We start from the raw sequence: 10,975 nt of genomic DNA on the forward strand, positions 1-10,975 counted from the left end.
AAGGAAAGGCAATGCCCCCCATCATTGATGCAATGACTTATAAATCCGATCCATCACCTCACCTCAAATTTGCTGATGCCAATGAGGCAGCCAGAGCCATGGCTCAAATGGCCGAGCAACTCAAGCAAAAAAAAGAATTCATTATTCAGCAAGGCATGCAACCTGCGGAAGCCAGACAACAAACAGCTCAAAAAATCGAACAAGCCACCAGCAAAATCAATGATTACGCCTGAAATTTATCATTTTAATTTTCAAAAACTTAGCTAAAAAAGCGCCTGCTATGGCGCTTTTTTCATACCCTGCCTCAGCAAAACCAGTTGACGAATCTAGATGCCGCGTGTTTTAATCCGGCCTCTCTCAAGCGAGGGGTCGTTAGCTCAGTTGGTAGAGCGTCTGCCTTACAAGCAGAATGTCGGCGGTTCGACCCCGTCACGACCCACCACCTCACTTTAGAGAAATTTATACCACTGCGGAGTGGTAGTTCAGTTGGTTAGAATACCGGCCTGTCACGCCGGGGGTCGCGGGTTCGAGTCCCGTCCACTCCGCCACCAGTTTTACAAGCCGGGTCGTTAGCTCAGTTGGTAGAGCGTCTGCCTTACAAGCAGAATGTCGGCGGTTCGACCCCGTCACGACCCACCACTTCTCCTGATGGTGAAGTTAATAGAAAAGTAGTTATACCACTGCGGAGTGGTAGTTCAGGCGGCGTAGATTAGCAACTTGAAACATTTCGCGGTAATAGAGTTAGATTTGTACCACTGCGGAGTGGTAGTTCAGTTGGTTAGAATACCGGCCTGTCACGCCGGGGGTCGCGGGTTCGAGTCCCGTCCACTCCGCCACCAGTTTTACAAGCCGGGTCGTTAGCTCAGTTGGTAGAGCGTCTGCCTTACAAGCAGAATGTCGGCGGTTCGACCCCGTCACGACCCACCACTTCTCCTGATGGTGAAGTTAGTAGAAAAATAGTTATACCACTGCGGAGTGGTAGTTCAGGCGGCGTAGATTAGCAACTTGAAACATTTCGCGGTAATAGAGTTAGATTTGTACCACTGCGGAGTGGTAGTTCAGTTGGTTAGAATACCGGCCTGTCACGCCGGGGGTCGCGGGTTCGAGTCCCGTCCACTCCGCCACCAGTTTTACAAGCCGGGTCGTTAGCTCAGTTGGTAGAGCGTCTGCCTTACAAGCAGAATGTCGGCGGTTCGACCCCGTCACGACCCACCACTTCTCCTGATGGTGAAGTTAGTAGAAAATAGTTATACCACTGCGGAGTGGTAGTTCAGTTGGTTAGAATACCGGCCTGTCACGCCGGGGGTCGCGGGTTCGAGTCCCGTCCACTCCGCCAAATCCCTGCATCAGCATCTACATTCAAAATCGGGTCGTTAGCTCAGTTGGTAGAGCGTCTGCCTTACAAGCAGAATGTCGGCGGTTCGACCCCGTCACGACCCACCACTCGTTTTACCCCCGCACTTTGTAATCAATCAGGATTAACTGTTGCAGCTTATCTACCTCCCCTCGTCTTTGATCGCCACCCACTACCTTTCAGATTAAACTCAGCAGCAAATACAAAGCATTACAGGCAATATGGTGAGTAATTCGGCAGATCAAAACCAGTCCACACCCAACGCCCTCCTATGGCGCGATTATCGCTGTCACTGGGGATTGGCCATCGCCCTGATTTTAAGCGCATTGCTATCGATTGCCCTCATGATCGGAAACAGCCCCATGCTAGCGCTGATTGCACTGAGCAATCTTGCTGCACTAGGCTGGATTTTTCTATCGTCAAAACAGGCCAAACCCCAAGCGGAAAACTCGGGCACGATTGCATCGCCCGCTCAGGCAGACGACGTACTAGCAGGCATTCCCGACCTGATTTGGACCATCGACTACGCCAACCGGAATGTGGCCTCACACAATCAAACGCAAATAGCCCACCACCCGCAAGTTGCCCAGTTTGCCAAACTGGCCAGCCTGTTTCCCGCCCGTGTCTCACGCCAGTTTCTTGAAACTCTGATCGAGCTGCAAAACACGCAGCAAGCCGCCCGCTTCGAATACACACTGGGTGACGAAAATTCGCAACACACTTTTGAAGCAAGGCTTGCACCACTCAGTGCACGGCACTGCGTCGTCATTATTCGCGATATTTCGCACATCAAGCACACCGAAGAAGCCCTGTTCAAGCAGCAGCTGTTCACCCAACAAATCATCGACTCAAGTCCGAATCTGATTTTCATTCGCGACAAACATGGCCGCTTTCTGCTGGTCAACCAACCTGCACAAACCCTCCTGGGGCATGACCTGCTAGTTCAGTCCCACATGGGTCTGGATGAAGATACCCCCATACTTTCAGCCGGTGATAATGAAGTACTGGCGACAGGACAAACTATTCGTCTCGAAGAAAGCTTTACCCTGCCCAATGGTCGAACCCACTGGCTGGACATGACCAAGCTGGCCATCGAACGCGAAGGTGAATGCTATATCCTTGGCATTGCCCTCGATATTACGCAGCAAAAAGAGAACGAAGCCGCGCAAAATGGCGGCGGACTACTGGTTCGTGCCATGGCCAACGCCTTGCCGCATGCGTTCATGCTGGTGCAGGACGGACAAATCGTTTTTGCCAACCATGCCGCCTGTCAGCGCCTCGGGTTTGAGCCGCAGCAACTGATAGGCGAAGCACTCAATCACTTTTACACCGCCCCCCACCTGCTCGAACATTGCGAAACGCTGTCACTTAAATCCAGCAATGGCACAGAAATCGATTGCCGCATCTGCCCGGTAGAAACAAGCAGCCAATTGATCTCGTTGCATTAAGCACCCTATGCAAAACAGCGATTAAGCAGTGTCGCCGCATGATAAAATCGCCAGCTTGATTTCATCAGCACAGCGGCAATGACTATTTCTCTTCGCGACCTTCATAGCTATCACGCCCAGCTTTCCGACTGCCAGAGCAGTGACCGTCACCCGCTCTCGCGTCTGTTGAGCCAGATCGGCGAACGCCTGAAACGCAATCAGCCGATTGAGCAATTACAGGCGCAATTCGCTGCTGGCATCGAAAAATCAATCGCAAAAACCGCATTGCGGCGAGAAAAACTGCCGACGCCCGACTACGACGATTTTCTGCCGGTTAATCAGCGGCGCGATGATCTGAAAGATGCCATCTTAAAAAATCAGGTCGTTATTGTCTGCGGTGAAACCGGCTCGGGTAAAACGACTCAGCTACCGAAAATCTGCCTCGAACTCGGTCGTGGCGTTCATGGTCTGATCGGCCACACGCAGCCACGTCGGCTCGCCGCCCGCTCGGTCGCCAGCCGCATTGCGCAGGAATTGAAATCCGAAATCGGCCATTACGTTGGCTATAAAGTGCGCTTTACCGATAAAAGCTCGCCCGCCAGCTACATCAAGCTGATGACCGACGGTATTTTGCTCGCCGAGTCGTTGAGTGATCGTTTTCTGAACAACTACGACACCATCATCATCGACGAGGCGCACGAGCGCAGCCTGAATATTGATTTCTTGCTCGGTTATCTGAAGCAAATCCTGCCTAAGCGCCCCGACCTCAAAGTCATCGTCACCTCTGCCACCATCGACGCAGATCGTTTCAGCAAACACTTCGACGGCGCACCAGTACTCGAAGTCTCAGGTCGCACCTACCCGGTTGAAGTGCGCTACAAGCCGCTCGCCAGCCTTGATGCGGACGATCAGGAAATCGAGATGGAAGAAGCCATCGCCAGCGCCATCGACGAGCTCTGGCGGCGCGATGGCAGCGGCGATGTGCTGGTGTTTTTGCCCGGCGAGCGCGAAATCCGTGAAACGATGGAAGAATTACGCAAAGCCAAGCTGCGCGACGCCGAAGTGCTACCGCTATTTGCCCGATTATCGAATGAAGACCAGCAAAGAATTTTCCGCCCCAGCAATACCGGGCGACGTATCGTGCTGGCAACCAATGTCGCCGAGACTTCGCTGACGGTACCCGGCATCCGTTATGTCATCGACAGCGGCCAGGCACGGATTAACCGCTACAGCCCGCGCGCCAAGGTCGAGCAACTCCTAATCGAGAAAATCTCGCAAGCCTCGGCACGCCAGCGTTCAGGTCGTTGTGGCCGCGTCGCCAGCGGCATTTGTGTTCGCCTGTATTCGGAAGACGACTTCAACTTGCGCCCGGCCTTCACCGACCCCGAGATCGTCCGCTCCAGCCTGGCTGGCGTCATTCTGCGCATGGCCGCACTCAAGCTCGGTCGCGTCGATGAGTTTCCGTTTCTGGAAGCACCGTCGGGCAAGCTGATCGCCGACGGCTACCAGCAATTGCGCGAGCTGGGCGCGGTTGATGATGATGACAGGCTGACCCAGATCGGCCAGCAACTCGCGCGTCTGCCGGTCGATCCGCGAGTCGGCCGCATGCTGATTGCCGGGCAGGATGAAGGCTGTCTGCGTGAAATGCTGATTATCGCTTCGGGCTTGTCGCTACAAGACCCGCGCGAGCGCCCTTTTGAAGCGCGCGCCGCAGCCGATCAGGCGCACGCCAAGTTCGTTGAAGAAAAATCGGACTTTCTGTCTTACCTGCGTTTGTGGGATTTCTTCGAGAAACTGCTGGCCGACAAAACGTCGAATCGCCAACTGGTACAGGATTGCCACCGCAACTTCCTGTCCTACCTGCGCTTGCGCGAATGGCGCGAGCTGCACAAACAGCTTGCCGAAATGGCGAGCGAACTCAGGCTGAATGAAAAACCTGGCACTTTCGAGCAGATTCACAAAGCTTTGATCACCGGCTTGCTCGGCAATCTGGGCTTCAAGCAGCCGGAAAACGACGAATACCTCGGCGCGCGTGGCATCAAATTTAATGTTTTCCCCGGCTCGAATCTGAAAAAAGCGCGCCCCAAGTGGATCGTTGCCGCCGAACTCGTTGAAACCAGCAAGCTCTACGCGCGCTGCGTCGCGGCGATTGAGCCGGAATGGGTCGAAAAACTCGCGCCGCATCTGATCAAACGGCAATATTTCGATCCGCACTGGAGCAAAGATCAGGCGCAGGTCAACGCATCGGAACGTATCACGCTGTATGGCTTGCCGATTGTGGCGCGCAGAAAGGTACATTACGGGGGTATCAACGCCGCCGAATCGCGCGAGATTTTCATCCGCGAAGCGCTGGTGCAATTCAATTACCAAACCAAGGCCAAATTTTTCGACCACAATCTGGCCTTGCTGCTCGACGTTGAAGAACTCGAACACAAAACGCGCCGTCAGGACGTGCTGGTCGATGAACACGCGCTGTTTGCCTTTTTCGACGCCAAAATTCCGGCTGATATTGTCAACGGTGCCGGTTTTGAAGCGTGGCGCAAACAGGCTGAAAAACTCGATCCGCAACTGCTGTATCTGAGCCGCGAAGACCTGATGCAGCACAGCGCCGCGGGCGTCACCGAGGAGCAATACCCGGAATTTTTCCGCCTGAATGACGCCAAGCTCCCACTGGGGTATCGCTTCGAACCCGGCCATCTGCTTGACGGTGTAACGATTACCCTCCCCCTGCATCTATTGAACCGCGTCAATCATGCGACTTTCGACTGGCTCGTTCCCGGCCTGATCCGCGAGAAAATCACGCTGTTGATCAAATCGCTGCCCAAGCCTATCCGTCGCCTGTGCGTACCGGTGCCGGACTTTGCAACCAAAATGATGGTCGAGCTCGACAACAAAAACAGTACTGATCGAGAAGCGCCGCTATTGCCGCAGTTGGCGCAAGCGACAACGCGCGGCTGCGGCCAGCCGGTCAGTGCCGATGATTTCAACGGCGATGATTTACCCACCCACTTGCGAATGAACTTCCGCATCATCGACGACGCCGGGCAAGAGCTGGCGCAAGGCCGCGATCTGATCGCGATTCGTGCGCAGCTCGGTGAAGCGGCGCAGCTGACCTTCCGCGACTCGGCCGACGACAGTACCGGCATCGAAAAATCGGGCATTAGCAAATGGGACTTCGGCGATCTGCCGGCCAAAATCAATTTCAAACGTCACGGCAAAGCAATGACGGGCTACCCCGGACTCGTTCCCGATGAAGATGAGGCGGGCAAAGAGTGCGTCGCGATTCGGCTGTTTGACACCGAACATGCCGCCAACGAAGCCCACCGCGCCGGTGTCGTACGCCTGCTGCAGTTCGAACTCAAAGGACACCTGAAACAACTGCCCAAAGCCTTGCCGAACTTCAACCAGCTCGCGATCCACTATCGCAGCCTCGGCAATAGCGACGAATTGATGAGCGACGTGATCGCGTGCATTTGCAACCGCGCTTTTCTGGGCGACGACGAAGCACCACGCAGCAAAAAAGATTTTGACGAGCAGAAAAGCCGCGCCAAAGTGCGGCTACCGTCGGTACGCGACGCCGTTCTACGTACGCTGAACGACATCGCCCCCGACTTTATTGCGCTCGGCACGCTACTTTCCAAAGGCGGCAATATCCAGAACGAGCTCAAAACCCAGCTTGGCACGCTGATTTACAAAGGCTTCCTCGCCGCAACCCCGTGGGAGCAATTGCCACGACTGCCGTTTTACATCAAAGCCATGAAAATCCGCCTCGAGAAACGCGTGCAAAATCCATCGCGCGACGGTCAGCGCGGCGCTGAGGTGGCTGAATTGATGCAGAGGTATACGGCAGAAATCGAGAAGTGGCAACGCGAAGGGCGGGATACCTCCACTCTGCTGCCGTTCCGCTGGATGATTGAGGAATTACGCGTCGGGCTGTTTGCGCAGGAATTGAGGACACCGTATCCGGTGTCGGTGAAGCGGCTGGATAAGGTTTGGGCGGAGATTACGAAGCGGTGATGGTTGATTTGTTTTGATGTGTATGGGGGGTTAGCTAAAGGGGTAACTCACCAACTTGGTGATTGATCCAAATGACAGCTCAGCGCGGGTATCGCCATCCTACAAGACTATATTTTGCAAGTTAATTTCATTACATCAAGGTATCTAAATGTCCAACCAAAGTAGATCAGAGCATATTTTAGAGCTAGCGCGTGAGCTTCTAGACGATATTGAACTAAGCAGAACCAGCGCGGAAAGCCTTGTTCTTAAAGCTTCACGGCTCGCTCGTTGGGTCGGTTCAGAAGAAGTTCGATATTGGTTAAAACTTGAGATGGGTGGGTATAACAGTACTAATGAGACATCAAGAAAATACATGTCTATAACTGGGCGTTGGATCGACAAAGACAAAGATATCGGCTACTGGGGGCCTCTTGCTCAACAAGAAGCATCAATAGCAGCAGAAAAAGCAAAATTAGCTTCATTGAGAACTCCGGATTCTAGTGGAGAATGGGCATCTGTAGCCATCGCCAATGTTACAAATGCAATGAATCAGACAACGACAAACATATCAAAGATAAGCGCGATAAAGAGCCGAGTTCTTGCTCAACTACACTCATTCGTTAGTGAGGTTTATTATGAAAAAGAATTTGATAACCTTTCTGAATCAATTTTTGAAAGGTACAAAAGCACCGTCGATACCCTAATTTCCGATAATTGCGGTGAAGTACTTGAGAAAATTCCATCAGTGATGGCTCGGCTTTCAGATGGTGACGAAGAATCTATCAGTCAGGCATTGGTCACTTGCAGAAGAATAATTGAAGCATTCGCTGATTCAATATTTCCACCAACAGATCAAACTCTTGAAATTGGTGGGAATACTCTAAAGCTTGATGCAAGTAAACACCAAAATCGAATTAATGCGTACGTTCACCAGCATGTGCAAAGCCAGTCGCGAAAACAAAAAATTCGGCAAAATTTATCCAACCTATTTGATCGCGTGTCTACAGGCGTCCATGGCGATGTAACCGCAGAAGAGGCCAAATCATTATTTTTAAATGCATACCTGTTTCTCGGCGAAATACTGCACCTCAAAAAAGCCACATAGAACTTGTTAAGTTAAGCCTGCGCAGCCCAACATTTACCGCGAACACCGAAACCGCCATTCACGGCGGTTTTTATTTGCTTGCAGCAATTCATCCACCACGGATTGGCGGCTATGCGCCGCGGCACTTACCTTTCTTGAACGGCCAAGAAAGGTAAGCCAAAGAAAGCCGCCCCGGCATCTGCGTCCCGCTACGCGGGATACCCTCGCTGCGGACGGTTCGAGGCGGCGGCGGGGCTTAACAAAACAGGCCCCGCCGAAACCCCGCCCCGCCCGTTCCTCGCTCGGCGCAGACGTAGGGGAATCCATGCAGACCAACGATTGCGGTATATACATGGCTATGTGTTGCTCTGAAGGGCAATTTGATTGCTGCTTTGATTGATATACCCCATGCCCATTTTGTTTATGCTCGTTGGTCTGGGGCTTAAATCCCCTGTCGCCCATCGCCGAAGGAGTGGAGCGAGACAAATGGCTTTATCGTTTGGCTCGCGACCGACTGAGGGAAGCCCGGAGGGCCGCAGGCGGGGGGCTCCTTTGGGGTGTAGGGGGCTTTGGAGAAGCAAAGCCCCCTACCTGCCCGCGCGGCGGAACGCGCATCAAAATATTCGCGGCGTAGCCGCATAAAATCTGAATCACCATGCGGCATCGCTTGCACAGCAGGCTTAGTTTGAACTTGACTTCAAGGCAAGCAAACAGAACAATCGTTCCAATTCAACCCAACAAGCAACCCCCCCTATGCGCCCTCGCCTCAATCTGATCCTGCTCGGCGTTGCCGATGTGGCCAAATCGACCGCTTTTTATGAAGCACTCGGCTGGCAAAAAGCGGCGACGAGCCATGAAGGTTTTGTAAAATTCGATCTGGGCGGCGTCGTGCTGGCGATTCAGTCACGTGCGGCCTTTGCCGCAGATGCCAATGCAGGCGAAGTTGATGGCAGCGGTTTTGCCGGTTTTGCGCTGGCGTATATCGCCCGCTCTAGCGACGATGTGGCGCGCGTGCTGGCCAAAGCGCAGAGCCTGGGCGCGACCATTGTCAAACCGGCAACAGCTTCAGCCTGGGGGATTGCCGGCTATTTTCGCGATCCGGACGGGCATTTGTTCGAGGTGTGTTTTGAAGACGGCTGGGTTTTCGATGATGAAGACCATTTGGTGGTCTAAGCGCTGGAGCGATTATTTTTCCAGTCGCTGCCGAAATTCATTGAGCTTGGCTTCATAATCGTCGGCTTCGCCAAACTCCAGAAATTGCGCATAACGGGCATGGGTGCCGAGGATTTTTCGGGCGTGTTTGATCGGACAGAAATATTGCTCGGTTCTGGCGATGATTTCGCTGATGTAGCCGATCAGCCCACTGGCGTAAGCACAATACGTACAGTGGAATTTTTCGATGAAATTCAGGTAGCCCAGATGCTGACGGTCGAGCACGATGTAGTCGCCGCGCCGCACTTTGGCAATGCGATAAATCGGGAAGCAGCTGGCCTGATACAGGCTGACAAACAGATCGAGTATCAGCAGCGGAACGATCATGCTGTAGATGATTGGCCCGGTAATCAGATTTTGCGGCCGGTTAGTGACGAGCCAGCGAAAAAAATTCTTTTTCAAACGGCGATGCGTCTGTTTGATCGACTGCTCAAATTCGATTTTCTTGCCGTTGATCTGGAAGAAAATTGTCGATTGCTGTTCATGCACCGCAGTGCGCAACTCGTCTTCCAGCGCGTTGATCTGATCGAGTAATTGCCGGATTTTTTCACTCATAGCACACTCCACTTTCGGGCTGAATGGCGGTTGTATGTAGACATCGTAGCTGCTGGCAAGCTACGCCGGTGAGGCATTTGCAGACGAGATGTTTTTTGCAGGATCTTTGCGGCGATGAGCGAAACAGGCTGGTCAAAAAACTGCTTATGCCTTTGCTGCAGAAAGCCAGTGATTTTATAGGGTTGGCTGTAGCCGACTAATCCAGTTATTCGCTCGTTTAACAAAGCCCCTGCAATGCTCTGTTGAACAAAAGACATATCAGCAATAAAAAAGGCTTCGTTACCGAAGCCTTTTTCTTTTATTCACCGGCGAGAAAATCGCGTGCCGGGACTATCACCAGACCGGCACGCTGGCCCGGCGGGACGTCGGGATTGGGGAAAATAATCCGCGCGTCGTCCTCGGTAATGACGAAAGGAACACCTGCGTCTTCGGCCAGCGTCATTCCCTTGGCCAGCGGCGTGAAATTGTCGGTTTTGCCGTCAATGGCAAATTTGAAATCGTGGCTGGTTTTCGGGATTTCGCGCGAAACGCGGAAAATCTTGACTTGCGGCGGCACCAGCTCGGGTTGTGGCAAGTCACCCTGAATCAGCGCGCTTAAATAAGCGTCCATTTTGGAGAGATCAATGCCCTGATTCTGCCCAAATGGTCGGGCGCTGCCGAGCTCGATGGTAAAAGCGTGTGCATCGCAATTGACGTGCGACGAGTAAGAAAACGTGCTCGACTTCGTCGATTGCAGCAACACTGTATCGACGCCAGCGATGCTCAGGCGGGCAATTTCGGTTGGGCTAAAATGATTCCCTGCTTTGGGCAACGGATAAATGGCAAATTTTTCGATCAGCGAGCCATGAATCGCCGTGTGCAGATCGTAGTGAAAGCGCGGTCTCTTGTCCGCATCGTCAAAGAAACGGCCTACGTGCATTTCCAGCATGATGGCACGGCGTTTTTCGATACCGTCTTCGACTTCGGGGCTGCGATTGAACAGCCGGTTCATGTCTTCTTCGACAAAGCGTGTTCCGGCGCGCAGCGCGGCAACGTTACCGAAGATGAACAATACGCGTGCCTTGACGCGCAGTTGTTGCGCCAAAATCCGCTCGATCAATTGCTCGACCAGCTCGACCGGCGCAGTTTCATTGCCATGAATGCCGCAGGAGATCACCAGATCAAGCACGCTGCACGCCGCATCGCGTGGCTCAAAACAGATCACGCCTTCATCCAGTACCTGCACATGCGTGCCATGCGGCAGGCAGTAAGGCAAGGCCAGACAGGTGTCGCCGGCCAGGGTTTTTTGCAGGAAAGTGGATGACGACATGGCGTAACCTCGGTTGGTTTTGGGGCTCTTGATTTTCT

At 53.2% G+C, this 10,975-nt stretch carries 7 protein-coding genes and 9 tRNA genes; 14 read left to right on the forward strand and 2 right to left on the reverse strand.

Annotation, left to right across the window (positions count from 1 at the left end; genetic code table 11):
* Positions 1-11 precede the first annotated feature (11 nt).
* The 14 genes from ACG2XO_RS14700 to ACG2XO_RS14765 all read left to right on the forward strand — a co-directional run bounded on the left by ACG2XO_RS14700 (position 12) and on the right by ACG2XO_RS14765 (position 9,034).
* Positions 12-233: a hypothetical protein gene (locus ACG2XO_RS14700; RefSeq protein WP_410498745.1), complete on the forward strand. Its 222-nt coding sequence runs from the start codon at positions 12-14 to the stop codon at positions 231-233.
* A 133-nt stretch (positions 234-366) separates the two neighbouring features.
* Positions 367-442: transfer RNA gene (locus ACG2XO_RS14705), tRNA-Val, on the forward strand.
* Positions 443-471: 29 nt separating this feature from the next.
* Positions 472-548, forward strand: a tRNA-Asp gene (locus tag ACG2XO_RS14710).
* A 15-nt stretch (positions 549-563) separates the two neighbouring features.
* Positions 564-639 (forward strand) — tRNA-Val (locus ACG2XO_RS14715).
* 120 nt (positions 640-759) lie between these two features.
* A tRNA-Asp gene (locus tag ACG2XO_RS14720) sits at positions 760-836 on the forward strand.
* A gap of 15 nt (positions 837-851) precedes the next feature.
* A tRNA-Val gene (locus tag ACG2XO_RS14725) sits at positions 852-927 on the forward strand.
* 120 nt (positions 928-1,047) lie between these two features.
* Positions 1,048-1,124 (forward strand) — tRNA-Asp (locus tag ACG2XO_RS14730).
* Between the two features lie 15 nt (positions 1,125-1,139).
* Positions 1,140-1,215 (forward strand) — tRNA-Val (locus ACG2XO_RS14735).
* Between the two features lie 44 nt (positions 1,216-1,259).
* Positions 1,260-1,336, forward strand: a tRNA-Asp gene (locus ACG2XO_RS14740).
* 31 nt (positions 1,337-1,367) lie between these two features.
* Positions 1,368-1,443, forward strand: a tRNA-Val gene (locus tag ACG2XO_RS14745).
* 273 nt (positions 1,444-1,716) lie between these two features.
* Positions 1,717-2,802, forward strand: coding sequence for a PAS domain-containing protein (locus tag ACG2XO_RS14750; protein ID WP_410498746.1), 1,086 nt, complete (start codon positions 1,717-1,719; stop codon positions 2,800-2,802).
* Between the two features lie 78 nt (positions 2,803-2,880).
* Positions 2,881-6,798, forward strand: coding sequence for an ATP-dependent RNA helicase HrpA (hrpA, locus tag ACG2XO_RS14755; protein ID WP_410498747.1), 3,918 nt, complete (start codon positions 2,881-2,883; stop codon positions 6,796-6,798).
* Positions 6,799-6,946: 148 nt separating this feature from the next.
* Positions 6,947-7,882 carry a hypothetical protein gene (locus tag ACG2XO_RS14760; RefSeq protein WP_410498748.1) on the forward strand — a complete coding sequence of 312 codons (936 nt, stop codon included), beginning with the start codon at positions 6,947-6,949 and terminating at the stop codon, positions 7,880-7,882.
* A gap of 732 nt (positions 7,883-8,614) precedes the next feature.
* A complete protein-coding gene (locus ACG2XO_RS14765; RefSeq protein ID WP_410498749.1) occupies positions 8,615-9,034 on the forward strand; it encodes a VOC family protein in 420 nt (139 codons plus the stop codon).
* A 12-nt stretch (positions 9,035-9,046) separates the two neighbouring features.
* Here ACG2XO_RS14765 and ACG2XO_RS14770 read toward each other — a convergent pair whose 3' ends face one another.
* The gene (locus tag ACG2XO_RS14770; protein ID WP_410498750.1) at positions 9,047-9,628 is read right to left on the reverse strand and encodes a hypothetical protein; all 582 of its coding nucleotides are present in this window, start codon (positions 9,626-9,628) and stop codon (positions 9,047-9,049) included.
* Between the two features lie 298 nt (positions 9,629-9,926).
* Positions 9,927-10,937, reverse strand: a complete 1,011-nt coding sequence (astE, locus tag ACG2XO_RS14775) for a succinylglutamate desuccinylase (protein ID WP_410498751.1) — start codon at positions 10,935-10,937, stop codon at positions 9,927-9,929.
* Positions 10,938-10,975: the final 38 nt, after the last annotated feature.

The sequence above is a fragment of the Chitinibacter sp. S2-10 genome (assembly GCF_046530675.1).
Classification (GTDB): domain Bacteria; phylum Pseudomonadota; class Gammaproteobacteria; order Burkholderiales; family Chitinibacteraceae; genus Chitinibacter.

Bases quoted from the DNA above. Each gene is read 5' to 3' on its own strand.
- ACG2XO_RS14700 (WP_410498745.1), top strand. From the start codon at position 12: ATGCCCCCCATCATTGATGCAATGACTTATAAATCCGATCCATCACCT.
- astE (WP_410498751.1), bottom strand. From the start codon at position 10,937: ATGTCGTCATCCACTTTCCTGCAAAAAACCCTGGCCGGCGACACCTGT.
- hrpA (WP_410498747.1), top strand. From the start codon at position 2,881: ATGACTATTTCTCTTCGCGACCTTCATAGCTATCACGCCCAGCTTTCC.
- ACG2XO_RS14760 (WP_410498748.1), top strand. From the start codon at position 6,947: ATGTCCAACCAAAGTAGATCAGAGCATATTTTAGAGCTAGCGCGTGAG.
- ACG2XO_RS14750 (WP_410498746.1), top strand. From the start codon at position 1,717: ATGCTAGCGCTGATTGCACTGAGCAATCTTGCTGCACTAGGCTGGATT.
- ACG2XO_RS14770 (WP_410498750.1), bottom strand. From the start codon at position 9,628: ATGAGTGAAAAAATCCGGCAATTACTCGATCAGATCAACGCGCTGGAA.
- ACG2XO_RS14765 (WP_410498749.1), top strand. From the start codon at position 8,615: ATGCGCCCTCGCCTCAATCTGATCCTGCTCGGCGTTGCCGATGTGGCC.